19 protein-coding genes and 1 pseudogene are annotated in these 25,002 nt (G+C 40.2%); 12 read left to right on the forward strand and 8 right to left on the reverse strand.

What is annotated here, in order from left to right:
• The 4 genes and pseudogenes from FW757_RS16935 to FW757_RS16950 all read right to left on the reverse strand — a co-directional run.
• Positions 1-434, reverse strand: a pseudogene (locus tag FW757_RS16935) (hypothetical protein); the annotation flags it as partial.
• Positions 435-549: 115 nt separating this feature from the next.
• Positions 550-1,071: a leucine-rich repeat domain-containing protein gene (locus FW757_RS16940; RefSeq protein WP_182719675.1), complete on the reverse strand. Its 522-nt coding sequence runs from the start codon at positions 1,069-1,071 to the stop codon at positions 550-552.
• Between the two features lie 171 nt (positions 1,072-1,242).
• Positions 1,243-1,674 (reverse strand): hypothetical protein, encoded by a 432-nt coding sequence (locus FW757_RS16945; protein ID WP_182768376.1) that lies wholly within the window; start codon positions 1,672-1,674, stop codon positions 1,243-1,245.
• 69 nt (positions 1,675-1,743) lie between these two features.
• Entirely contained in the window at positions 1,744-2,127 is a 384-nt protein-coding gene (locus tag FW757_RS16950; protein WP_182768377.1) for an immunity 22 family protein, read from the reverse strand.
• A 445-nt stretch (positions 2,128-2,572) separates the two neighbouring features.
• Between FW757_RS16950 and FW757_RS16955 the strand changes: the two genes are divergently transcribed.
• Positions 2,573-2,779: a hypothetical protein gene (locus tag FW757_RS16955; RefSeq protein ID WP_182719672.1), complete on the forward strand. Its 207-nt coding sequence runs from the start codon at positions 2,573-2,575 to the stop codon at positions 2,777-2,779.
• A gap of 149 nt (positions 2,780-2,928) precedes the next feature.
• Here the strand turns inward: FW757_RS16955 and FW757_RS16960 are convergent, their stop codons facing one another.
• The 3 genes from FW757_RS16960 to gltB form a co-directional block, all read right to left on the reverse strand.
• Positions 2,929-3,447, reverse strand: coding sequence for a hypothetical protein (locus FW757_RS16960; protein ID WP_182768378.1), 519 nt, complete (start codon positions 3,445-3,447; stop codon positions 2,929-2,931).
• Positions 3,448-3,917: 470 nt separating this feature from the next.
• Complete coding sequence (locus FW757_RS16965; RefSeq protein WP_182719477.1) at positions 3,918-5,333, reverse strand: FAD-dependent oxidoreductase; 1,416 nt, start codon at positions 5,331-5,333, stop codon at positions 3,918-3,920.
• A 9-nt stretch (positions 5,334-5,342) separates the two neighbouring features.
• Positions 5,343-9,800, reverse strand: coding sequence for a glutamate synthase large subunit (gltB, locus tag FW757_RS16970; RefSeq protein WP_145242134.1), 4,458 nt, complete (start codon positions 9,798-9,800; stop codon positions 5,343-5,345).
• A 791-nt stretch (positions 9,801-10,591) separates the two neighbouring features.
• Between gltB and FW757_RS16975 the strand changes: the two genes are divergently transcribed.
• The 6 genes from FW757_RS16975 (at position 10,592) to FW757_RS17000 (ending at position 17,869) form a co-directional block, all read left to right on the forward strand.
• A complete protein-coding gene (locus FW757_RS16975) occupies positions 10,592-11,845 on the forward strand; it encodes an efflux RND transporter periplasmic adaptor subunit (RefSeq protein ID WP_182719478.1) in 1,254 nt (417 codons plus the stop codon).
• A gap of 27 nt (positions 11,846-11,872) precedes the next feature.
• Positions 11,873-12,583 (forward strand): ABC transporter ATP-binding protein, encoded by a 711-nt coding sequence (locus FW757_RS16980; RefSeq protein ID WP_182740608.1) that lies wholly within the window; start codon positions 11,873-11,875, stop codon positions 12,581-12,583.
• A gap of 3 nt (positions 12,584-12,586) precedes the next feature.
• Complete coding sequence (locus FW757_RS16985) at positions 12,587-13,900, forward strand: ABC transporter permease (protein ID WP_169021297.1); 1,314 nt, start codon at positions 12,587-12,589, stop codon at positions 13,898-13,900.
• 11 nt (positions 13,901-13,911) lie between these two features.
• On the forward strand, positions 13,912-15,117 hold the full coding sequence (locus FW757_RS16990) for an ABC transporter permease (protein WP_169021298.1): 1,206 nt from the start codon (positions 13,912-13,914) through the stop codon (positions 15,115-15,117).
• Positions 15,118-15,200: 83 nt separating this feature from the next.
• The gene (locus FW757_RS16995; RefSeq protein ID WP_182719482.1) at positions 15,201-16,529 is read left to right on the forward strand and encodes a sigma-54-dependent transcriptional regulator; all 1,329 of its coding nucleotides are present in this window, start codon (positions 15,201-15,203) and stop codon (positions 16,527-16,529) included.
• The gene (locus tag FW757_RS17000) at positions 16,529-17,869 is read left to right on the forward strand and encodes a sensor histidine kinase (RefSeq protein ID WP_149982776.1); all 1,341 of its coding nucleotides are present in this window, start codon (positions 16,529-16,531) and stop codon (positions 17,867-17,869) included. Before FW757_RS16995 ends, FW757_RS17000 begins: the two co-directional genes overlap by 1 nt.
• 29 nt (positions 17,870-17,898) lie before the next feature.
• Here the strand turns inward: FW757_RS17000 and FW757_RS17005 are convergent, their stop codons facing one another.
• A complete protein-coding gene (locus FW757_RS17005; RefSeq protein ID WP_064665960.1) occupies positions 17,899-18,237 on the reverse strand; it encodes a Grx4 family monothiol glutaredoxin in 339 nt (112 codons plus the stop codon).
• Positions 18,238-18,513: 276 nt separating this feature from the next.
• Between FW757_RS17005 and FW757_RS17010 the strand changes: the two genes are divergently transcribed.
• From FW757_RS17010 to FW757_RS17030, 5 genes are all read left to right on the forward strand, one after another.
• Entirely contained in the window at positions 18,514-19,095 is a 582-nt protein-coding gene (locus FW757_RS17010) for a superoxide dismutase (protein WP_145242146.1), read from the forward strand.
• A 179-nt stretch (positions 19,096-19,274) separates the two neighbouring features.
• Positions 19,275-21,197 carry a PrkA family serine protein kinase gene (locus FW757_RS17015; protein ID WP_149982777.1) on the forward strand — a complete coding sequence of 641 codons (1,923 nt, stop codon included), beginning with the start codon at positions 19,275-19,277 and terminating at the stop codon, positions 21,195-21,197.
• 30 nt (positions 21,198-21,227) lie between these two features.
• The gene (locus tag FW757_RS17020) at positions 21,228-22,511 is read left to right on the forward strand and encodes a YeaH/YhbH family protein (RefSeq protein ID WP_182740610.1); all 1,284 of its coding nucleotides are present in this window, start codon (positions 21,228-21,230) and stop codon (positions 22,509-22,511) included.
• 21 nt (positions 22,512-22,532) lie between these two features.
• On the forward strand, positions 22,533-24,047 hold the full coding sequence (locus tag FW757_RS17025; RefSeq protein WP_182719484.1) for a SpoVR family protein: 1,515 nt from the start codon (positions 22,533-22,535) through the stop codon (positions 24,045-24,047).
• A 5-nt stretch (positions 24,048-24,052) separates the two neighbouring features.
• Positions 24,053-24,934 carry a universal stress protein gene (locus FW757_RS17030; RefSeq protein ID WP_149982779.1) on the forward strand — a complete coding sequence of 294 codons (882 nt, stop codon included), beginning with the start codon at positions 24,053-24,055 and terminating at the stop codon, positions 24,932-24,934.
• The last annotated feature ends 68 nt before the right edge of the window (positions 24,935-25,002 follow it).

The following is a 25,002-nucleotide window of genomic DNA, read 5'->3' on the forward strand; positions in this document are numbered from 1 at the left end:
CCATTTTGGCCCTGATAGGGTCTAAATCAACATATACCATACAGAATGCCTCTGCAGCTTCATCAAGAAGCGCTTGTGACTTGAAGCATCCTTCCCACAAATTTATAGAGAATAAATTTGAATGCCATTAGGCAGCCCGAAGTGTGAGCGCCACGGATGGCAGCGAATAAAAGCGCCCTGTGCAGTTATCTTCTTTATTCGCTTTACTGGCAGGCACTGTCTTCATTTAATATCTTCATAAACCAACTGATGCTTACTAAGCGCTCTCGGTATTGTTCAACCGCTTGGTTAAAAAAGATGAGCTCTGATTTACTCATGACTGCATAAGTACATACATCAATGCAAAATACCTTAGTCAATTCTAGTAACCTGTCTTCAACCCACCCCTTGCGGATTAAAATTCGTTCAATATGGGGGTAATCGCGGCGCGAGATTTATAACCTGGTGGGCCAAGTAAAAAATCGAGCAATTAAACTACCGCGTCCCTTACCCACATCCATGTAGGTAACAAAGAGTTATAGACCTTCGTCTTTCTATAAATCGAGCTCTTTAAATTGGAATAAAAGTAATGTTGTCGATATCACAACCACCAAATATATTCTTTTTATCCTCTAATAAACATTCAGGCAAAGTAACTTTTTTAAGATATTTATTTTCACCGAAGCAATCATTACTAATTGACGTTACAGAAGCCGGTATAGTCAAGTTTTCTATGTTATTCCCGACAAAACAAAACATAGGAAGAGAATCTATTTCCGCTTCAATAGTCAGCTTTTCTATTTTATTACGTCCAAATGCCCCACCACCAATTTTTATAACGCTAGCAGGAATAACAATTTCTTTAATTTGGTTTTGATAGAAGGCATCTTCATCTATAAATTCTAAATACTTTGGTAACACAACAGCTTCAAGCTTTTTATTGTCAAACGCTTCACGCATAATTGCAACCACAGGTTTGTTATTAATATAATCAGGGATAACAACGTCTTTTGAATCCCCTATATAATCTAAAATTAAAATTTTGTCGTCGATATCTTTAAAAGTGTAAGATTCATTCGTTAAGTTTTCCATTACGATCCTAATTTTTATATAAGTTTCCACTTAAAATTTATGTCAAATATATCAAGTAAGTTAATCAAATATACGACTTAAAGTCATCTTTGAGTAATTTTAACTCACACAGAAACTAAGAGACTTTCAAGTGTGTAAAGCATCAACCGCGTGAATTATCTATCACGTATTTTAGAGCTGATCAAAGTAATCCCCCGCTTTATGCCTAAAAAATACATTACAGTTTTCTAACTCAACCTGTAATGGCTCTTTTTGTAAGACTTTAACATACGGATTTAGCTCTAATATAACGGTCATCGTTTTTGACAATAATAGTGCGTTGTAAAGAGCACGTTTACGTTTTTCAGAGTTAGAGTAAGGCATACGAATTATGATATTTTTTTTGCACATTGGCGCCGTGATCGGAAAGTACTCTTTTGGCACAAATACTTCAAATTGACCCCCTTTATTGAGTCCATATTCAGTGTTTACAAAATACTTGCCTGAAGTAAGTTCATATTTTATGTGATAGTAATCTGAATAACTTCCTGAATTAACTTTGATTTCTTGAGCAATAAGATGAAACGAAATTAACAACGCCATAATACTTGAGAAATATTTCATACTACCCCAATACATATAAAACTATTTAGCCATATCTATAAAATTGCTATCCGAATAGCTCTCCATACTTTAAGTGGGATAACTAAACTCACCCATATATATCAATTCAAATCCATCACCTTTGACTGTTCTTGGCCTATCAATTTCTTCCTTTGATAAAAATAGAAGCACGTTAGCATCTAATAATTCAAATTCCTCTGCTGTTTTAATAACATCATGCAGCCAATACTCAGAATATGAATACGGCTTAAAAAAAGTTTCTAATGAAGACTCCTGATCTCTTGATCCAATTTCCATGAAGTCATGATCGATAAAAACTTCTCCCTGTGATTCGCAAAATTTTGAAAGAGGAATGTCATCATCAAAACCATAACGCTCTTCAAGGAAGGAATTGTATTTTAAATGATCAGAAACTCTTCCAAGAAAAAAGTGCGAAACTTCACGACTTTTCATAATTGACTCCTTTGTCAAACCTCGTTTACAAGCAGAAATTATTAGTTGAATATACAACGAAGGAGCAAAACTAAGGATTATTAATCCTGCTTAGATTACTGATAATCATTGAATTTCATCATCAGTATAACTGATAATTAGTTACGTTGAAAAGCTGCCTACTTAACAGTAGAAAAATTAGTGAATTTCACAATGAGATGTAAGTTGGTTGTAGTAACATTGATAAAAATCACTATTCAGTCACTAATGACAAGTATTTACTAGCTGTAAAGTTAGATTCATTTTCTAATACTATACTCATATTCAAATATAAAAGTATCAAACACATAAATTTAGCTTATCTTTAATATTTAACTAAGTGATAATAATAAACATCCTTAACAATTGCAAAAACGTACTAAATCATTTTGATGTTTTTGTTATGTGCTAATTAAAAGAGAACTAGATGGATGACGATATACAGTTTTTTAAAGATAAACTAATAAACGGCGACGTAGATAGGTTTGAGTTACTAGATTTTATAGAATACGTAAGAAGCTACGGCCTAACTTATGAAGTATTCACTATAGCTAGGCAAATGTATAAGGATGATATGGATCAACAGGAAACAGCGGGACTATTAAGTATGCAAGCTATGAGTTGGGATTTATAACCATATGGCGCTTTGCTCTTATATCGAAAAAACTGGCATTCTTGTGTTATAGATAAGGTGATATTATCAAAAGTCAGTTTCATCACATTTTTCATAAGATTCATACACTCAACCTATTGTTATTATATGAGCCCAAACACACACGTTATCTACCTATCACTATTTAACTCATATAGCGATAATTTTTCTTGATTAACTAAGTTTATTGTCGGTTCATTTGGATAACGGTGTATAAAATAAAAAAGATTATAGTCTGAGTTATTATCGTTATTAGCCATCAACCAACATTGCGACAGCCATTCAATAATAATGGGTTCGCTGATACTATCATAAGCATCACACTCATCTTCATCAATATCATTTTTTGCAATATACTGTTTTAAATAAGCCATATACTGTGCATGATATTCGCGACTGATAAACTCATGTTTCGCCATAAAAGCTTCATCGCAATCCTCAAGCACTTGGCTATGGTTTGCCATATCAGTACAGGTAATAAATGTCAGCGCTAACTTATGCTCATCAAACACTTCGCAAATACACTCTACACGTCCGGTCTCATTTTTCATCGTGATTTCGTACTTCGAAATAAAGCGTTTAAAAATAGCAATACAAGTCGGTGTATACGTCTCTAAATGCTGCTTTAATTTTTTCTTGGGTTCATCCATATGTAGCTTAACCTGCATCACTTTTTTAAATAACTAAAATCATTATTTTTTAATTTATCTTTTTCAATAAAAACAATTCATTTATCACCATAGTGCCAACACTAATCTAATTGGGCGTAAAATGTGAGAGGGGAATTAACGATACTCAGTCACCGCGCAATTCTGACCATAAACAAAGTGTATTAAAAGGCAGCAGCATGATAAATAATCTTCAGCTTTGTTTCTGAGTATCATCGCAATTCAGAATTATATCATCAAAAGAAAAGGGTCTATCATTTCTTAGTTCCTCTTGCCTGTGTTAACTGGTTAGCTATTTTTTCGTTGGGTTTAGTTGTCACCCTACCTACGTTGCTTAATTTAACACCGAGTAAACTTAAAACTTACGACTTAGCGCTTAAAACTCTACTATCCAAGCCATAAAAAAAGCAAGCCATCTGGCTTGCTTTTTACATTCTTAAACCTTTAAAACGTTACACTTTCAAGTAGTCCATGATCCCTTCGGCGGCGTTACGCCCTTCGAAGATTGCTGTGACTACTAAATCTGAGCCGCGCACTATATCGCCGCCAGCAAAGATTTTAGGGTTAGTTGTTTGATGGGTAAATTCACCTTGTTCTGGTGCGTTAATGCCGCCCCAGTGGTTTATTTCTACATCGTACTTTTCTAACCAATCCATTTTGTGTGGTTTGAAACCAAACGCCATGAGTACTTGGTCGGCTTCAATCACATGCTCAGAACCCGGGATCACTTCAGCTCTGCTACGGCCTTTTTCATCTGGTTCACCCATTTGGGTTTTCACCATTTGTACGCCTGCAACATGGCCGTTGTCGTTTAGTACGATACCGGTTGGTTGCACGTTAAAAGTAAATTCAACACCTTCTTCTTTGGCGTTTTTCACTTCACGTCTTGAACCTGGCATGTTTTCTTCATCACGACGATAAGCACAGATTACTTTTGCCGCACCTTGACGAATTGAGGTACGTACACAGTCCATCGCGGTATCACCACCACCAAGTACCACAACCTTTTGGTTAGCCATATCAAGATAAGCTTGGTTAGACTCATCATAGCCCATTACGCGGTTGGTATTACCGATTAAGAACGGTAATGCATCATGTACACCTGGTGCATCTTCGTTTTCAAGGCCAGCACGCATGCTTTGATAAGTCCCCACTCCCAAAAATACTGCGTCGTATTCGGCCAATATTTCATCCATAGTGATATCAACACCAACTTCAGTGTTAAGTTTAAACTCAACCCCCATTTCGGTGAAAATTTCACGACGTTTTTGCATGACTTGTTTTTCAAGTTTGAACGATGGTATACCAAAAGTAAGCAAGCCACCAATTTCTGGATGACGGTCAAATACCACTGGTTTTACACCATTACGCACTAGAATATCAGCGCAACCTAGGCCTGCAGGGCCGGCACCTATGATAGCTACTTTTTTATCGGTCCATACCACGTACGACATATCAGGCTTCCAGCCCATTTTAAATGCAGTATCAGTAATATATTTTTCAATATTACCGATTGTTACTGCACCAAACTCTTCGTCTAATGTACATGAACCTTCACACAAACGATCTTGCGGGCACACCCGGCCACACACTTCTGGTAAACTATTTGTGCGGTGTGATAGCTCCGCAGCTTCAAGAATACGGCCAGTACGAATTAACTTTAACCACTGTGGGATATAGTTATGCACTGGGCATTTCCATTCACAATACGGATTACCACAATCTAGGCAGCGGTCCGCTTGTGAGTTTACTTGCTTCTCTGAAAAGGGTTCGTAAATTTCAACAAATGATTTTTTACGTGACGAAATTGGCTTCTTGCGGGGATCAACCCGCTGCACGTCTATAAATTGATATACATTCTCGCTCATACTACCCCCTTACTGTGCTTGAACACGAAGTTCAGCACTACTACGAGCGCGATGCCCGAGTAAACTTTTCACATCACTTGATTTTGGCTTAACTAGTTTGAATTTTGGTAAATACGTTTCAAAACTGGCTAAAATAGTTTCTGCACGGCTTGAGCCTGTTAGTTCTAAATGCTCAGCAATTAGACCACGCAAATGCTCTTGGTGTGACGCTAGCTCATCTAACAGCACCACTTCGACTAGCTCTGGATTGATGCGTTTTTCAAAGTCATTACGCTCATCCAAAATATAGGCAAAGCCACCGGTCATACCTGCACCAAAGTTCACGCCTACATTGCCCAGCACGCAAACTACGCCACCGGTCATGTACTCACAGCCATTATCACCTACGCCTTCAACAACCGCTTGCACGCCTGAGTTACGAACCGCAAAACGCTCTCCAGCACAACCTGCAGCAAACAGCTTGCCACCCGTTGCACCATATAAACAGGTATTACCTGCGATGGTCGCTTTGTGACTTTCAAATGACGAACCCAGTGGTGGGCGAATAACCAGCTTACCGCCCGCCATGCCTTTGCCTACGTAATCGTTAGCATCGCCGACTAGGGTCATTTCTAGGCCACCAGCATTCCATACACCAAATGATTGACCAGCGGTTCCGTGTAACTCAATCGAGACAGGATCAGCCGCCATGCCTTGATTGCCATGCTTATCGGCTATATAACCCGATAACATCGCGCCCACTGAACGGTCAGTGTTACAAATACGGCTGACCAGTGAAATACCGCTGCTCTCATCAATTGCTTGTTGAGCTTTAGCAAGTAAGGTTTCATTCAACTTACCTAAATAATGTGACGTATTAGGTGCGCTGCAGTATAAGGTTTCACCAGTTGGGTTATTCGGCTGTGCAATCACTGACGATAAATCAATTTTTTGCTGTTTTGCAGTTTTACCTTCAATCGCTTCGAGTAAATCAAGACGACCGATTAAGTCTGTTAGTTTGGCAACCCCAAGGCTTGCCATAATTTCACGGGCTTCTTGAGCAATAAACTTAAAGTAGTTCATCGCCATTTCTGGTAGGCCATGGAAATGTTTTTGACGCAATGTTTCGTCTTGCGTTGCTACACCGGTTGCACAGTTATTTAGGTGGCAAATACGCAGGTACTTACAACCAAGCGCAACCATAGGACCCGTACCAAAACCAAAGCTCTCTGCACCTAAAATAGCTGCTTTGATGATATCAAGGCCGGTTTTTAAACCACCATCAGTTTGCAAACGAATACGATGACGTAAACCGTTTTCAACCAGCGCTTGTTGTGTTTCAGCAAGACCAAGCTCCCACGGGCTACCCGCATATTTAACCGACGTTAGCGGGCTTGCGCCAGTACCGCCGTCATAGCCTGAAATAGTAATTAAATCAGCATATGCTTTAGCAACACCAGTGGCGATTGTGCCCACACCTGGCTCTGATACTAGTTTTACTGAGATCAACGCTTTAGGGTTTACTTGTTTTAAATCGAAAATAAGCTGAGCTAAATCTTCAATCGAATAAATATCGTGATGCGGTGGAGGTGAAATTAAGGTCACCCCCGGTACCGAGTAACGAAGCTTAGCAATATACGGGGTTACTTTTTCGCCCGGCAATTGCCCGCCTTCACCTGGTTTTGCACCTTGCGCTACTTTAATTTGAATAACGTCAGCACTGCGTAAGTAATGTGGTGTTACCCCAAAACGACCTGATGCAACTTGCTTGATACGTGAGTTTTTCTCGGTACCATAGCGTAGTTTGTCTTCGCCGCCTTCACCTGAATTTGAACAGCCACCTAAGCGGTTCATCGCAATTGCAAGCGCTTCATGCGCCTCTGGCGATAAAGCACCGATACTCATTGCCGCCGAGTCAAAACGCTTATATAGCTCAGTTGCTGGCTCAACATCATCAATGCTGATCCCTTCTGCTGGCAGTTTCAGTGCAAGCATGTCACGTAATGTGGCAATTGGGCGCTTATTAACAAGATCTGCGTATACGCTGTAATCAGAATATTCGCCTGAGCGCACCGCTTTTTGTAACGTTTGAATGACGTCTGGGTTGTACGCGTGATACTCGCCGTCATGCACATACTTTAATAAGCCGCCATGGCTGAGTAATTTACGTTTACTTAATGCCAAAGTATGTAACTTGCGTTGGTCATCATCAAAATCAGTAAAACACGCGCCTTTAATGCGACTTGCCACACCATTAAAACAGGTATCAACAATTGCATCCGACAAACCAACTGCTTCAAACAACATTGAACAACGATACGATGCCACGGTACTAATGCCCATTTTTGACATGATCTTGTACAAGCCTTTGTTGATTGCATTACGATAAGCAAGCGTAACTTGGCAATAGCTCTTGTTGATCACTTTAGAGTCGCTCATCGCAACCAGTGATTCATATGCTAAGTACGGGTAAATTGCCGTTGCACCAAAACCAATTAATACCGCAAATTGATGCGCGTCACGGACACTACCTGTTTCAATGATGATATTTGATTCACAACGTAAATTGTTATCAACTAAACGCTTTTGTACCGCTCCAACAGCCATAGCGGCAGGAATTGGTAATTTATTCTCATCAAAATTACGGTCACTCAAAAACAACATGACACAGCCACCAGCTGCTTTTTCTTGCGCTTCGTCACAAATACGGATTACTGCATCACCAAGGCCTTCTTCTTTGCTGTAGGTGATATCGATTTTGCAATAGCTGTAATGAGCCTGATCAGCGCTCAATAATTGTTGCATGTCTGCATACATTAGAATTGGAGTATCAAACTGTAGACGCTTAGCGTGGCCGGTGGTCTCGTTAAACACGTTTTGCTCACTACCGATACAGGTCGCCAGCGACATTACATGGTTTTCACGCAGTGGATCGATTGGCGGGTTAGTTACTTGCGCAAACTTTTGACGGAAGTAATCAAACAATGAACGGTTACCTTCAGAAAGCACTGCAAATGGCGTGTCATCCCCCATAGAACCGGTTGCTTCTTGACCAATTTCACCCATTACGCGAATAACGCTATCAAGTTCTTCATTGGTGTAACCAAACATTTTTTGATATTTCAGTAATGTTTCATCATCAAATGAACGGTTGCCCGCATCTTGCTCTGATAGCTGCTCAAACGGCGTTAAGCGCTTAACATTGGCCTCAAGCCATGCTTTATATGGGTGGCGAGATTTAAGGTCGCGATCAATTTCGTCTGAGTGCCAAATTTTACCTAACTGAGTATCAATAACTAACAGCTCACCAGGGCCAACGCGGCCTTTCTCAACCACTTCATCCGCAGTGTAATCCCAAATACCCACTTCAGAAGCTAGGGTAATAAAGCCATCTTGAGTGATCACATAACGTGCAGGACGCAGACCATTACGGTCCAAGTTACACGCAGCAAAACGCCCATCAGACATCACAATACCAGCTGGGCCATCCCATGGTTCCATGTGCATAGAGTTAAAGTCGTAAAATGCACGTAAGTCATCATCCATCGCACGGTTTTTCTGCCATGCAGGTGGTACTAGCATTCGCATAGCACGAAATAAATCCATGCCACCAGCTAAAAACAACTCAAGCATATTATCTAGGCTTGATGAATCTGAGCCGGTTTCATTGACAAAGGGTGCTGCTGATTGCAAATCTGGAATAAGCGGCGATGCAAACTTATATGAACGAGCACGAGCCCACTGGCGGTTACCTTGTATGGTGTTGATTTCACCGTTATGCGCTAAATAGCGGAACGGCTGAGCCAAAGGCCAACGCGGTTGTGTATTAGTTGAAAAACGTTGGTGAAATACACAAATTGCGCTGGTCATGCGGATATCGGCTAAATCTAAATAGAAGTTAGGCAAATCCACCGGCATCATTAAGCCTTTGTAGATAGTTACTAACCCTGACAAGCTGGCAATGTAAAAGCCTTCATCTTCGCTTAAACGCTTTTCAGCACGACGGCGCGCAACGTATAAACGACGCTCTAAATCTTTTGGGCGCCAGCCTTCTGGTGCATTAACAAAAATCTGTTCAAATTTAGGTAACTGCTTTATTGCAATTGGCCCTAAACATGATTCATCTGTTGGCACAATTCGCCAACCTTGAATATTGAGGGTTTCTTTTTCGAGTTCTTCACTCAATATATCTTTTGCAGCTTGCGCAAGTACTGGATCTGAGTTTAGGAAAATCATGCCAACGGCATAATTTTTACCCAAGTGCCAATTTTTTTCAGCGGCAATAGCACGAAAAAAGCTATCTGGCTTTTGTAATAATAAGCCACAGCCATCGCCTGTTTTACCATCGGCAGAAATACCACCACGGTGTTCCATACGGTCTAAGCCAGTGATCGCTGTTCGAATTAAACGATGACTTGCCTGACCATTAACTTGGGCTATTAAGCCAAAGCCACAATTATCTTTTTCTAATTTTGAGTCGTATAACATAGACCCCTCCCCTTGCTACAACAGCTAGCTATGAATGACCTTCTCGACGGTTTGCTAGCAGACAGTCAAAACTATCGCCAATTGTACATTGAGTCAATAGCGCCTTGAATACATATTCACATTCTTGAATATTTCTCACCACAACACAATCTTTTTATTTCATGCCTATTTTTAACATTTAGCGATATTTTACCCGTTATTTTTTTATGACACTGGTGTCATATTTAACAAGTTGTAAAATAACCGCTCTGCAAACCTGCAGTTTACGTTAACGTAAACCAGAGTAAAAATGAATAAATATTCACTGAGTTATGTAGCGAAAATAAATGCTTTCTTTTTTATTGAATCTCTTTGTTGTCGTTCAAGGTCGATACCACAGTGCGCATTAGAGTAAATACTCTTTCCAGTGTCTTTTTATGGGTAAATTTAAAGCCACTAATTAATGCATAATTATCATCACAACAGTCACATTTTGCATAATTTACGCTAGTTAGTAAGTTTTTAGCTTGCTCACCCTGTTGACGCCTGCGGCAGCTTCTTAGCCGCCATAGTAAAGTGTCCGCAGCGGACACAATTTATGTCCGCGGACACCAAATAATTTAAAAATAAATAATTATTTCATTAAAATCATGACATTAAATAGTGGCATGATATTCGAATAAACATTAAAAGATAATTACAGGACACAACTTATGTTTATTCTCAGTTTATTTTTAGTTTCACCAATCACTGTCTTAGTAGTGAGCTTGATGATCACTTACTGCGAGAATAGACATAGCTAAGGATCACTCATGATAAAAGATACCAGCGGACAAGATGTAAGTATTACGCAAAGACGCAGTTACAAAAAACCATTAATAGTGCTGGCGCTATCACTTGCCGTACTTGCTTTATGTGCACAAGCATTTATGGGTAACAATCAAGGCAGTATTTCTGTTGACCGGGCTTCTTTACAGATTGCTACCGTTAATATTAGTCGTTTAGTACGTGATGTAGCCGCCAGCGGTAAAATTGTTGCTGCAAATGCTCCTAAGGTTTATAGCCCAGAACGTGGATATGTGGATTTACAAGTTAAAGCCGGTGATAAAGTAAATAAAGATGACATTATTGCTTTAGTCGATAGCCCAGAACTCAATAATGAACTAAAACAGCAACAATCGGTGTTAGCCCGCCTTGATGGTGAATTACAACGTAAGCACTTAGAAGCACGCCGACAAAAGTTAAGCTTAACCAAAACGCTTGATCTCGCCCAAGTAGAGCTCAATGCAGCAGACAGGGAAAATCGCCGTGCTAAGCTTTCTATCGAAAAAAACTTGATCAGCCAAATTGATTTAGAAAAAGCAGTTGATGATCTTGCCCGAGCCAAGCTTTCTTACAAACACGCTCAACAAGAAGTTGAACTTGCTAAAGATACACTCGCATTTGAACTCAAAGCTGCAGAGCGCGATCTCGCTCGCCAACAACTGATCGTTGATGATTTAAATCGTCAAGTCAGAAACTTAACTATTAAAGCCAGCGTCACCGGTATTGTTGGTAACCTGCTTGTACAACAAAAAGAAGCCGTTACCCAAAGTCAGCCGTTAATGACGCTGGTTGATTTAAGTAATTTTGAAGCACAACTGCAAGTACCTGAAAGTTACGCCAACGAACTCGGTTTAGGAATGGAAGTTGAGCTCACACTCGGGGCAAAAAAAGTGACTGGTGTGTTGTCGGCAATTTCGCCGGAAGTTAACAATCGTGAAGTAACTACTCGAGTACGCTTTGACGAAGAGCTAAAAGGCATTCGCCAAAACCAGCGATTAACAGCGCGCATTTTATTAGAAAATCGTGATGACGTTTTACAAATCAAACGCGGTGCGTTTATGCAGCAAGGTGGTACGCAGGTTTACAAAGTTATCGGCGACACCGCACAACTGGTAAATATCACAACCGGGGCAAGCAGCATCAACGCAATAGAATTGCTACAAGGTGTTAGCTCAGGCGATCAGCTGATCATCTCCAGTTACGATAACTTTAAACAAGCGCCAACATTATTACTGAGATAAGAACAACCATATTACAAGGATCAACTCATGCTTAAAATGAACAATATTAGTAAACTGTATCAAACAGAAATGGTGCAAACCCATGCATTACGCGACTTTAACTTACAAGTAGAAGAAGGCGAATTTATCGCTGTAACTGGCCCTAGTGGCTCCGGGAAAACCACCTTTTTAAATATCGCAGGCATGTTAGAACCTTTTAGCAGTGGTGAATATCTGCTCGATGGTATTAATGTTGGCAAACTGAACGACAATCAACGAGCGGATTGTCGCAATCAAAAAATTGGTTTTATTTTCCAAGGCTTCAACCTGATCCCTGATTTAAATTTATATGAAAACATTGAAGTGCCACTGCGCTACCGAGGTATTAAAGCAAGCGAGCGTAAACGTCGTATTGAACAGTGCTTAGAACAAGTAGGTCTAGCTTCACGCGCTAAACATTTGCCGCAACAGTTATCAGGTGGTCAACAGCAACGGGTAGCGATTGCCCGCGCCCTCGCCGGTGAGCCGCGCTTTTTATTAGCCGATGAACCAACAGGTAACCTAGACAGCTTAATGGCACGTCAAGTGATGGAATTGCTGGAGCAAATTAACCGTGACGGCGCGACCATCATTATGGTGACTCATGACCCAGAACTTGCCCGCAGAGCACCTCGTAATATTCAAGTGGTTGATGGTCAACTTGCCGACTTTACCTTGTATCAAGGCGCGCAAAACCTAAAAAATGTGGCTGGAGCGTAACTTATGCTATTACATTACCTCGATTTAAGTTGGCGTAGTTTTAAGCGCACACCACTGGTAAGCATGTTAATGGTGCTAGCCATTGCTATTGGGATTGGTGTAACCATGACCAGTTTAAGCGTTTATCATATGATGTCGGCGGATCCTATTCCCGAAAAAAGCAATCAACTTTATACTGTGCAATTACAAATAATGGATGATGGCAATACGTGGTGGACTAAAGATAACCTGCCGTCACAACTGACCTATCAAGATGCGGTTAATTTACAGAATGCGCCAATACCTGAGCATAAAATTGCCATGATGCGCTCTGGATTTTCGGTGCATATAGATTCAGACATCATTAAACCATTTATAGGTGAAGCACGTTTAACCACTCCCGATTTTTTTAGCCTATTTAATTTATCATTTATTTATGGTGGAAGCTGGTCTTCGCAACAAGAACAGACAGCGGCATCCGTGGTGGTGATCAGCGAAAAGCTCAATGACAAATTATTTGCAGGTAAAAACTCTGTAGGTAAGGTGATTTATCTGGATGATCTCAGTTATGAAGTTGTCGGGGTTATCGCACATTGGCAGCTAACGACTAAATATTACGATTTAAACAATGGCGCATTTAATGAACCCGAAGAATTATTCCTACCTTTTAGTTTAGTTAAGGCTAATGAAGTAGTAACGTGGGGTAATACCAATGGGTGGAAACATGAAAACACCCGAACATTTGCTGACAAGCTGCAGTCAGAAAAAGTTTGGATCCAATTTTGGGCACTATTATCTGACGCCAAACAAAAACAAGCATACGCAGACTATTTATTAGCTTATATGCAAGAACAACAAAAATTAGGACGTTTTAAGCGTAAAGTACTTGAATACAAACTACGCGATGTAAACCAATGGATGCAATACAACAATGTGGTTAGTGAAGACAACAAAATATTGGTCGGCTTAAGCTTTATGTTTTTAGCTGTGTGCTTAGCCAATATCCTTGGTTTATTGCTCGCTAAGTTTTTGCGTCGGGCACCGGAGGTAGGTGTGCGCCGAGCACTAGGAGCCAGTAAACGACAAGTTTTTTTACAGCATCTAGTTGAAGTAGCCATGCTTGGGGCTTTAGGTGGCTTGCTTGGTATTGTGATAGCACAAGTTGGTTTACTCGCTGTGCGACAAAGCTACAGTTACTATGAAAGCTTAGCCACCATGGATATCACCATGTTACTCAGTGCACCTATTATCGCTATAACAACCTGCATCGTAGCCGGACTTTATCCTGCTTGGTTAGTGTGTAAAACCAACCCTGCAATTTACCTCAAGAGCCAATAAGGAGCCTTATTATGTTAGAAATCAAACCTATATTTCATGCTCTTTGCCGCTCAAAAGTCGGGGCAATATTACTCTTAATTCAAATTGCCATAACCACAGCAATCGTTAGTAATGCGGCATTTATTATCCAAGATAGAGTCGCTTTTTTAAATCAAGACACTGGCTACCCTGAACACGATATTTTTAAATTCAACGTGATGACCTTTGGACAAGATGTTGATATAAATCAGCAGATTGAGCTTGATGAAACTATGCTAAGGTCCTTACCAGAAGTCATTGATGCTGCAATGAGCAGTAGCATTCCTTTATCTGGAGGTGGTAGCGCATCTGATTTTAGTTTAAAACCAGCCCCGCAAGAAGGCCTGTCGGTAAGAACTGCTTATTTTTTTATTGATGATCATGGGATCAACACTTACGGTGTAAACCTAGTTATGGGTAGAAATTTTAGCGAAGATGAAGTATTAGTAACAAATAACGTTGATAAACGACCGAGTGTTACAATCGTTTCACAAACCTTACTCAATGAGTTATTTCCTAAAGGAAATGGTTTAGGTCAAACCATTTATTTTGGTGAAACGCCTTTGAAAGTTATTGGTGTAGTTGAAAAAATGATGAGCCCATGGCTTAAAGACAGCCGCCCAGATAATCTTGCATTCATCCCATATATTAATGCAAAGAGTCTTGCCCAATTTGTGGTTAGAACCAAACCAGACCAACGTGATGCAGTGATGAAAGAAGTTGAAAACCTGATGCTAAAAAATTACAGCAAACGGGTGATCAATAATATAAAAGGTCTAGATGAACTCAAAAATCAATATGTTGCTGCAGATAAACTCATGATGCGTATGCTGATTGTGCTGATCACTATTTTAGTATTAGTCACCGCACTAGGTATCTTTGGCTTAACTTTATTTAATATCAGCAAACGCACTAAACAAATTGGCACTCGCCGTGCATTAGGTGCCAGAAAATCAGCTATTATTTACTATTTTTTAGTTGAAAATGCGATGATCTGTGGTGTTGGTTTAATCTTAGGTTGTATCGCAGCTTTATTACTTGGGCAATTGTTAATGCAGCACTTTTCAATTGCCGCACTGCCACCGAGCTATATCGCAGGCACTGCCATTATGGTGTTTGTTATGAGCTTACTTGCCGTGTTTGGCCCTGCAAAACGTGCCGCCAACATATCACCGAGTATCGCCACGCGAACAATATAAAGCAGCTCCCAACCTATGCTACACTGGTTTAATACCGTGTAGCATTTTGAAATAAAGATAACAAAAACAGCGATTAAATTCACATGGAAAAAATACTTATTGTCGATGACAACCCTGCCATATTAGAAGCCTTGTCATTACTGTTAGAAATTCATGACTATCAGGTTGTGACAGCAAAAACGCAGCTTGAAGCCTTACAAATAGTGCAATACCAACGTATCGCGCTGGTTATTCAAGATATGAATTTTAGTAATGACACCACCTCTGGCGAAGAAGGTAAAGCGTTGTTTTATCAACTAAGAGCTCTCAACCCGCACTTACCGATTATTTTGATCACCGCGTGGACTGAACTGGCCAGCGCCATAGAGCTAGTCAAAGCCGGTGCCGCTGATTACTTACCTAAACCATGGGACGATAGCAAGCTCCTCACCTGTGTTAATAACTTAATCGAACTTGGCCAAGCAAAACAACAAAATGTAATGTATGCGCGCCACCAGCAAGAGCGAACATCAAGTTTAGCCGATGCCAACCTAGTTGGTTTAGTGTATCAAAGTACCGCCATGGAAAAAATTCTCAATATGGCAATACAAGTCGCTAAGTCAGATGTCTCTGTGCTAATAACAGGTGCAAATGGCAGTGGTAAAGAACGCATTGCACAAATTATTCAAGCCAATTCTCACTTAAACCATGCCCCGTTTTTGACCATCAATGCCGCAGCCCTGCCCCATGATTTAATTGAAGCCGAATTATTTGGCGCTGAAGCGGGTGCTTATACTGGCATCACCAAACAGCGAATTGGTCGCTTTGAGGCAGCTGATGGTGGTACGCTATTTTTAGATGAAATTGGTAACCTGCCATTATCAGGGCAAATGAAACTACTGCGCGTGTTACAAACTGGTGAGTTTGAACGACTCGGTTCAACAAAAACACAAAAAGTAAATGTTCGGGTTATTTCAGCTACCAATGAAGATTTAAAAGCGGCTATTCATGCAGGTCGATTTAGAGAAGACTTATATTATCGCCTCAACGTGATTGAGCTAAATTTACCCAGTTTAGCGCAAAGACCAGATGACATTTTAGCGCTTGCTAAACACTTCTTAGGCGAGCGCGAATTATCGCTTACAACAGAGCAAGGATTACTCGCGCACAATTGGCCCGGCAACGTTCGTGAGCTAGAAAATGCCTGTAAACGCGCAGCCGTACTCAAACCTAATGGCGACATTACCCTCGATGATTTTGCTCTACAATCGCAACCGCTGCACACTAACTTTGCTAAACAAGAACCCAGTAGAGTAGAACTAGAACAAGCTATGCGTCAGCACCAAGGAGTGATCGCAAAAGTTGCCAGACAGTTTGGTTTAAGTCGTCAAGCACTATACCGCCGTTTGCAGAAATTTGAGATTGATTACTAATGGAAAAAAATAAACCGGCACTGTCTCTCACCCGTAAAATAGTGCTGATATGTAACATCTCTGCACTTATTCCTGTTTGGCTCATCTGCTGGTTAACCCATTTAAGCTGGCCTTCACTACTAATAACAACGCTGCTCACATCACTGCTGGCAAGTTATTTATCTTTTCGGCTCAGCCGCACTCTGGTGCAAGGCATACACTCACTTGAAACTGGTTTGCTTAATTTTAAAGACGGTGAATTAGCCACCTTACTAGCTTATAACGGTAACGATGAATTAGGCCGCTTGTGTCAATTGTATAATCAAACTGCAAAGCAATTACGCCAAGAGAAACAATGGATCTATCAGCGCGAGCTGATGCTTGATAAAGTGCTACAAAGCTCTCCCCAAGCCGTTATTTTAAAAAATGATAAAGGCTTTATTGTTTATAGTAACTACAGTGCCCGAGACCTTTTTAATGCCAAAACAGCGCTTGAAGGAAGTCAGTTTGCACACCTGCTTGAAAATGCTCATCCACAGTTAAACAATGCTTTAACGCGCGGTAGCGATGGTTTATTTACGCTAGATACTGAAGACCAAGAATCTCAAGCGTGGCATTTATCAACCGGTAAGTTATTACTTAACAATCAATACCATTACTTATATGTCTTTAAACAACTCACCCGCGAACTTAGCCGTCAAGAAGTCGAGGTGTGGAAAAAGGTCATTCGGATCATCAGTCACGAACTTAATAACTCTCTGGGTCCCATGTCGTCAATGCTGCACAGCGGCCAGTTACTCAGTGAAAAAGTAGACGAACCCAGACTTAGCCGCGTGTTTGCTACCATTTCTGAACGCATCAAACATTTAAACGACTTTGTACAAGGCTATGGCAAATTTGCCAAACTGCCCACTCCTCAGCCAAGCGCAATTAATTGGCAAGTGTTGCTCACACAACTGCAAAATCAATGGTGTTTTATGCTCGATATAAGTAATGACGTGCATACACTGGCTGATCCGACTCAAGTCGAGCAGCTACTGATCAACTTAATAAAAAATGCTCACGAATCAGGCTCTGCAAGCGAACATATAAGTGTCACTGTTACACAGAATATTAAAGGCACACATATCAGTGTAAACGACCAAGGTAAAGGTATGAGTGAGCAAGTGATGGCCAATGCATTAATCCCATTTTATTCAACTAAAGTCGCTGGTAGTGGTTTGGGGTTAGCATTGTGCCGTGAAATAGTCGAAGCGCATCATGGTCAAATTAGCTTACACAATCGTAAGCACGGTGGGCTTAGTGTTCATGTCATTCTGCCCCACGGTCCTAACAAACAATCACAAAAAAGCCGCAATTAAGCGGCTTTTTGTTGATTTGCTGATAAACGTTACTCAGCGTCAGCTTCTTTATATTTAGCTGCTGTTTCGGTGATCAGTGGTTGTAATTCACCACGTTGAAACATTTCAATGATAATGTCACAACCACCAATTAATTCGCCATCAACCCACAGTTGTGGAAATGTTGGCCAATTGGCATATGCTGGTAATTCAGCTCGGATATCAGGATTTAGTAAAATATCAACATAGGCAAACGGTTCACCGCATGACATTAATGCTTGAGATGCTTGTGAAGAAAAACCACAATTTGGTAATTTAGGCGATCCTTTCATATAAAGGATAATTGGATTTTCAGAAATCTGCTGTTTAATTTTATCAATGGTTTCCATCTACAACCTCAAAAGTGACGATAGCTGAACATATTAAGGCTTGAAAAATTTTCATTAAGCCTCATATATGTATCTTAAAGTGGGCAAATAAAGCCGCAATCGAAATAGTCTTGCATTTGCACTGCTGTTTGGCATTGCTGTTTGCTAAAACTTGAGTAAAATACTCAACAATTATAGTAACACTATAATCTCATTTGGTATAGGTAACTACCCTGTTTGAACAGGCATTAACTATTACTATTTGAACTATCAACCAAAAGAAGATGGAGATAAAAAATGGCATTTGAACTACCGTCACTACCATATGCAATTAATGCACTTGAGCCACATATTTCACAAGAAACATTAGAGTTTCACCACGGCAAGCACCACAACACTTATGTGACTAAACTTAACGGTTTAATCCCAGGTACTGAATTTGAAGGTAAATCACTTGAAGAAATCGTATGTTCTTCTGAAGGTGGCGTATTTAACAATGCAGCACAGATCTGGAACCATACTTTTTACTGGAACAGCCTATCTCCAAATGGCGGTGGCGAAGCAACAGGCGCTGTTGCAGATGCTATCAATGCTAAATGGGGTTCTTTTGAAGCATTCCAAGCAGCTTTTGATGATAAAGCAGTAAACAACTTTGGTTCAAGCTGGACATGGTTAGTTAAATTAGCTGATGGTTCTTTAGACATCGTTAATACTTCTAACGCAGCAACGCCACTAACTCAAGACGGTGTAACACCGATCCTGACTGTGGACCTGTGGGAACATGCTTACTACATTGATTTCCGTAACGTTCGTCCAGACTACTTAAAAGCATTCTGGTCGCTTGTTAACTGGGAATTCGCGAACGCTAACTTCGCATAATTGATTGCTCGTTCTGAGCAAGCCCAATTTAAAAGACGCTCCGGCGTCTTTTTTGTTTTCTAACATAAATTTTTAATTTTATTGCACAAAAAATCAAATTCGTGACTAAGCTTTAAATAACCTTTGCTTCTTTTTTAATTTGTAAGCACCTAGTTTAAGCAGGTTTTTCGGAGGTTTCCATGAGTATTTTTGAGCATTACCAAGCACGATACGAAGCGGCACAAGAAGAAGAGTATAGTATCGCTGAGTTCTTAGAGATTTGTAAAACTGATAAATCGGCTTATGCCAGCGCACCAGAGCGATTATTAGCGGCCATTGGTGAGCCAAAAATGATCGATACTTCAAAGGATGCACGGTTAAGTCGATTATTTTCAAACAGAGTAGTAGCACGTTACCCTGCCTTTAATGATTTTTACGGTATGGAGGATGCGATTGAACAAATCGTTTCTTACCTAAAACATGCCGCGCAAGGCCTTGAAGAATGTAAACAAGTGCTTTATCTACTTGGACCTGTTGGCGGTGGTAAATCATCGATTGCCGAAAAGCTAAAATATTTAATGCAACAAGTGCCTATTTACTCAATTAAAGGCTCACCGGTCAATGACCACCCGTTGGCGCTTTTTGATCCTAATGAAGATGCTGAGCTGATGGCAAAAGAATACGGAATAAAGCCCCGTTACTTAAAAACCATTATGTCACCCTGGGCCACTAAGCGCTTATCTGAATTTAATGGTGATATTAGCCAGTTTAAAGTGGTAAAACGCTACCCCTCTATTTTAAATCAAATTGCTATTGCAAAAACTGAACCTGGGGATGAAAACAACCAAGATATTTCCGCTTTAGTCGGTAAAGTTGATATTCGCAAACTAGAACATTTTGCTCAAAACGATGCTGATGCTTATGCTTATTCCGGTTCATTATGTCTTGCAAATCAAGGGTTAATGGAATTTGTTGAGATGTTTAAAGCGCCAATCAAAGTATTGCATCCGCTTTTAACAGCCACGCAAGAGGGAAATTATAATGGCACCGAAGGTATTAGTGCACTGCCCTTTAATGGCATGATTTTGGCTCATTCAAACGAATCAGAATGGCAGACCTTTAAAAACAACAAGAACAATGAAGCCTTTTTAGACCGTGTTTACATCGTCAAAGTGCCGTATTGTTTACGTGCATCTGAAGAGGTAAAAATCTACGACAAGCTATTGGAACATAGTGAATTATATAATGCTCCTTGCGCGCCAGGCACACTGGAAACATTGGCAAAATTTACCACGCTATCACGGTTAAAAGATCCAGAAAACTCTAGTATCTACTCAAAAATGCGGGTATATGACGGCGAAAGCTTGAAAGACACCGATCCTAAAGCTAAATCGTATCAAGAGTATCGAGATTATGCCGGTGTTGATGAAGGCATGACCGGACTATCAACTCGGTTTGCATTTAAAATTTTATCGCGCGTGTTTAACTTTGACACACTTGAGGTAGCGGCAAACCCAGTGCATTTATTTTATGTATTAGAGCAACAAATTGAACGAGAGCAATTCTCTGCCGACGTTGAAGAACGCTACTTAAGCCACTTGAAAGGCTATTTAATCCCGCAGTATGTTGAGTTTATTGGTAAAGAACTGCAAACAGCTTATTTAGAGTCCTACTCTGAGTACGGGCAAAACATTTTTGACCGCTATGTCACTTATGCTGATTTTTGGATCCAAGACCAAGAGTATCGCGACCCTGATACCGGCCAGCTATTCAACCGCGAAGCATTAAATGCCGAACTTGAAAAAATTGAAAAACCAGCCGGCATTTCAAATCCAAAAGATTTCCGTAACGAAATCGTTAATTTTGTATTGCGTGCACGGGCGCACAACAACGGTAAAAATCCATTGTGGACCAGCTATGAAAAACTGCGCACTGTGATTGAGAAAAAAATGTTCTCCAATACTGAAGAACTATTACCCGTTATTTCTTTCAATGCGAAAACATCCGCAGAAGATCAGAAAAAACATGAAGATTTTGTCAATCGTATGGTGGAAAAAGGATATACCCAAAAGCAAGTTCGTTTGTTATCAGAGTGGTATTTACGCGTGCGTAAATCGCAATAACACGCAGCTGTGTATTTTTAGGGGGTCTTTATGGCGCATTTTATAGACCGTCGCCTGAACGGTAAGAATAAGAGCACGTTAAATCGTCAACGCTTTATCAGGCGCTATAAAAAACAGATCAAAGAAGCGGTGTCAGATGCAATAAATAAACGCAGTGTCACTGATTCCAGTAGCGGTGAGAGTATTTCAATCCCGCAACGGGATATCGGTGAACCTACTTTTCATCAAGGTAAAGGGGGCGATAGAGAACAAATTCATCCTGGTAACGATCAGTTCTCAACCGGTGATAAAATTAAACGCCCGCAAGGTGGCCAAGGTGGTGGAGCCGGCGAAGGTGAAGCGAGTGACTCTGGTGAAGGCGAAGATGACTTTGTCTTCTCGATTTCTAAAGATGAGTATCTAGACTTACTGTTTGAAGACTTAGAGCTGCCAAATTTACAGCAAAACCAGTTAGACAAACTCGTGCAAATGAAAACTCATCGTGCTGGTTTTTGTAGTGATGGTATGCCGAGTAATATTGATATTGTGCGTTCACTTCAGGGCTCACTTGCAAGGCGTGTTGCGATGAGCGCGGGTAAAAAGCGTCAATTAGCAGAGCTTGAAGCACAGCTTTGCCTATTAATGGCTGAGCCTGAACCAGATATAGCTGCTATTGCATTAATGGAGCAAGAAATCGCCGCATTACAAAAACGCATCAGTGCAGTGCCCTTTATTGATAATTACGATTTGCGTTTTCGTAACTATGAAAAACAGCCTCATCCAACTAGTAAAGCGGTGATGTTTTGTATTATGGATGTGTCGGGCTCGATGGATCAAGCAACCAAAGATATGGCAAAACGTTTTTATATTTTGCTTTATCAATTTTTGACCCGCAGTTATAAAGACATTGAAGTGGTGTATATTCGCCATCATACCCAAGCCAAAGAGGTCGACGAACAGGAGTTTTTCTATTCCCAAGAAACTGGCGGCACAATTGTCTCCAGCGCACTGAAGTTAATGAATGAGATAATTACCGAGCGTTATAACGCTGGCGAGTGGAATGTGTATGCAGCACAAGCCTCAGATGGCGACAATTGGGCTGATGACTCTCCCCAATGCTCAGAGATCTTACGCAACAAGTTGCTCAGTACCATTCGCTATTACGCTTATATTGAGATCACTACCCGCGCCCATCAGAGCCTATGGCGTGAGTATCAAAATATTTGTCAAACTCATAATAACTTTGCTATTCAACATATACGCAATGTTGAAGATATTTACCCTATTTTCCGTGAGTTATTCAAGAAGAGCCGTCAACACCAAGGGGCAGCCTAGGCTGTACAGCGAGGTATTTATATGACCAATAAACGAATGAGCGATGGGCCAGATTGGACATTTGAATTACTACAACAATACCAAGACGAAATAGCGCGGGTTGCTGAACATTATCGCCTCGATACTTATCCTAATCAGATTGAAGTGATCACCGCAGAACAAATGATGGATGCCTATTCCAGTGTTGGTATGCCTATTGGCTATAGTCACTGGTCTTATGGTAAAAAATTTATTCAAACTGAGCAAAATTACAAACGCGGACAAATGGGATTGGCTTATGAAATTGTCATAAACTCGAATCCTTGTATTGCTTATTTAATGGAAGAAAATACCCTTCCAATGCAGGCTTTAGTGATGGCGCACGCTTGCTACGGGCACAACTCGTTTTTTAAAGGTAATTATTTATTTAAAACATGGACTGATGCCAGCTCTATTATTGACTACCTATTATTTGCAAAAAATTATATTGCTCGTTGCGAAGAAAAACATGGCATTGATGAAGTCGAAAACCTACTTGATTCATGCCATGCACTTATGAATTACGGTGTCGATCGTTATAAACGCCCACAGCAAATATCTTTATTTGAAGAACAAAAACGCCAACAAGAGCGCGAAGATTACTTACAATCACAAGTGAACGAACTTTGGCGCACAATACCTTCACATCAACAGGAAACTAAAAAACACGAGCGTCATTTTCCTTCAGAGCCACAAGAAAATATTTTGTATTTTATAGAAAAAAACGCGCCATTACTGGAATCTTGGCAACGAGAAATAATTCGTATTGTGCGTAAAATCTCACAATATTTTTATCCTCAAAAGCAAACCCAAGTAATGAATGAAGGCTGGGCAACGTTTTGGCATTATACTATTTTGAATCACTTATATGATGAAGGGAAACTCACTGACTCATTCATGTTAGAGTTTTTACAAAGTCATACTAATGTTGTGTATCAGCCCCCTTACAATAGTAATTATTATTCGGGTATTAACCCTTATGCGCTGGGTTTTAATATGATGGTGGATATCCGCCGTATTTGTGAAAACCCTACCGAAGAAGATAAACAGTGGTTTCCAGAATATGCCGGGAGCAACTGGTTAGATACGCTGCACTTTGCAATGGAAAACTTTAAAGACGAAAGTTTTATTAGTCAATTTTTATCACCCAAACTTATCCGTGACTTTAAATTATTCACTATTATCGATCACGAAAAAGATCCGAATCTACAAGTTGGTGCGATCCACGATGAAAGCGGCTATCACGCGGTACGGACTGCGCTCTCAGCACAATATAACCTCAGTAATCACGAACCCAATATTCAGATCTATGATGTTGATATTAGAGGTGATCGCTCTTTAACCTTGCGCTACGTGCCACATCAGGATATTCCACTGGCAAAGTCTCACCATGAGGTATTAAAACACCTTTACAGACTATGGGGCTTTAAGGTAAAACTGGAACAAGAGTCAACCTCTGGCGAATTGAATATACTCGGGCAATGTCCATCAGATGATTCACGCCATACAACAGAGTGAATAGAATGGATAAAAAGCTTCTCGTACTAATTGATTCAGTAGAATTTGCACGTACTGCTATTTTGCACGCGAAACACAAAGCAATTGGTAAGCAAAAACATATTGATATTGTCGCCTTTGCCTATGAAAGTGCTGGTAATATTTTGTTCTCGCCGCCAGCTGAACAATTGCAAGTAATTCAAGAAACAAGGTTGGCTACTCTCAAAAAAGAATTAGTACCACTACTTGAAAGCGAATTGTCAGAATCAGATTATTCATTAAATATTATTTGGCATGAAGCGCCCGAGCAATGGTTAGCCAATGAGAGTGACTTTGAAAACTATGAGATGGTGATAAAAACGCGCCATATTGACGAACATTGTCAATTTAGTGAACTTGACTGGCAGTTGATCCGCTTTACCCCACTACCACTTTATTTAGCTGCGGATAATACCTGGCGCAATAACACCAATGTGTTAGCTGCACTTGATTTAGGTAGCGAAAAAGCCACTAAATACAAACTAAACAAAGATATGATTGAAACTGGTTTAGCTTATTCCAAGCATTATGACTGTCAGTTTTATACTTGTTATACCGTTCATGTTTCCCCAATTTTAAGAGACTTAGGCATTGTATTTTCAGACGAACAAGTACTGAATGCTTTTGAGAAACTACCTGTCATTCAACGTAATTTAATTCTTGAGCACGACCTTAAAAATAACCTTCACATAAAAGCGGGCTTAGCCGAGCAAGTGATCCCAAGTATTGCAGCTAAGCTTAATGCAGGTCTTGTGATCATGGGCTCAGTAGGCAACATAGGTATAAAAGGTAAGTTAATTGGCAATACCGCTGAAAAAGTTATGCGGTTACTAAAAACAGACTTGCTTATTTTACCTCCTGAATGTTAGATAATTGCTAGTGATAATATAAAAAATGACGCATTTTGCGTCATTTTTTATGCCTATTAAAAGCAACC

The sequence above is a fragment of the Pseudoalteromonas sp. 1181_04 genome (genome assembly GCF_052850545.1).

Excerpts from the sequence above, each read along its gene's own strand:
- FW757_RS16940 (WP_182719675.1), bottom strand. The coding sequence starts at position 1,071 with ATGGAAAACTTAACGAATGAATCTTACACTTTTAAAGATATCGACGAC.
- FW757_RS16945 (WP_182768376.1), bottom strand. The coding sequence starts at position 1,674 with ATGAAATATTTCTCAAGTATTATGGCGTTGTTAATTTCGTTTCATCTT.
- FW757_RS16950 (WP_182768377.1), bottom strand. The coding sequence starts at position 2,127 with ATGAAAAGTCGTGAAGTTTCGCACTTTTTTCTTGGAAGAGTTTCTGAT.
- FW757_RS16955 (WP_182719672.1), top strand. The coding sequence starts at position 2,573 with ATGGATGACGATATACAGTTTTTTAAAGATAAACTAATAAACGGCGAC.
- FW757_RS16960 (WP_182768378.1), bottom strand. The coding sequence starts at position 3,447 with ATGGATGAACCCAAGAAAAAATTAAAGCAGCATTTAGAGACGTATACA.
- FW757_RS16965 (WP_182719477.1), bottom strand. The coding sequence starts at position 5,333 with ATGAGCGAGAATGTATATCAATTTATAGACGTGCAGCGGGTTGATCCC.
- gltB (WP_145242134.1), bottom strand. The coding sequence starts at position 9,800 with ATGTTATACGACTCAAAATTAGAAAAAGATAATTGTGGCTTTGGCTTA.
- FW757_RS16975 (WP_182719478.1), top strand. The coding sequence starts at position 10,592 with ATGATAAAAGATACCAGCGGACAAGATGTAAGTATTACGCAAAGACGC.
- FW757_RS16980 (WP_182740608.1), top strand. The coding sequence starts at position 11,873 with ATGCTTAAAATGAACAATATTAGTAAACTGTATCAAACAGAAATGGTG.
- FW757_RS16985 (WP_169021297.1), top strand. The coding sequence starts at position 12,587 with ATGCTATTACATTACCTCGATTTAAGTTGGCGTAGTTTTAAGCGCACA.
- FW757_RS16990 (WP_169021298.1), top strand. The coding sequence starts at position 13,912 with ATGTTAGAAATCAAACCTATATTTCATGCTCTTTGCCGCTCAAAAGTC.
- FW757_RS16995 (WP_182719482.1), top strand. The coding sequence starts at position 15,201 with ATGGAAAAAATACTTATTGTCGATGACAACCCTGCCATATTAGAAGCC.
- FW757_RS17000 (WP_149982776.1), top strand. The coding sequence starts at position 16,529 with ATGGAAAAAAATAAACCGGCACTGTCTCTCACCCGTAAAATAGTGCTG.
- FW757_RS17005 (WP_064665960.1), bottom strand. The coding sequence starts at position 18,237 with ATGGAAACCATTGATAAAATTAAACAGCAGATTTCTGAAAATCCAATT.
- FW757_RS17010 (WP_145242146.1), top strand. The coding sequence starts at position 18,514 with ATGGCATTTGAACTACCGTCACTACCATATGCAATTAATGCACTTGAG.
- FW757_RS17015 (WP_149982777.1), top strand. The coding sequence starts at position 19,275 with ATGAGTATTTTTGAGCATTACCAAGCACGATACGAAGCGGCACAAGAA.
- FW757_RS17020 (WP_182740610.1), top strand. The coding sequence starts at position 21,228 with ATGGCGCATTTTATAGACCGTCGCCTGAACGGTAAGAATAAGAGCACG.
- FW757_RS17025 (WP_182719484.1), top strand. The coding sequence starts at position 22,533 with ATGACCAATAAACGAATGAGCGATGGGCCAGATTGGACATTTGAATTA.
- FW757_RS17030 (WP_149982779.1), top strand. The coding sequence starts at position 24,053 with ATGGATAAAAAGCTTCTCGTACTAATTGATTCAGTAGAATTTGCACGT.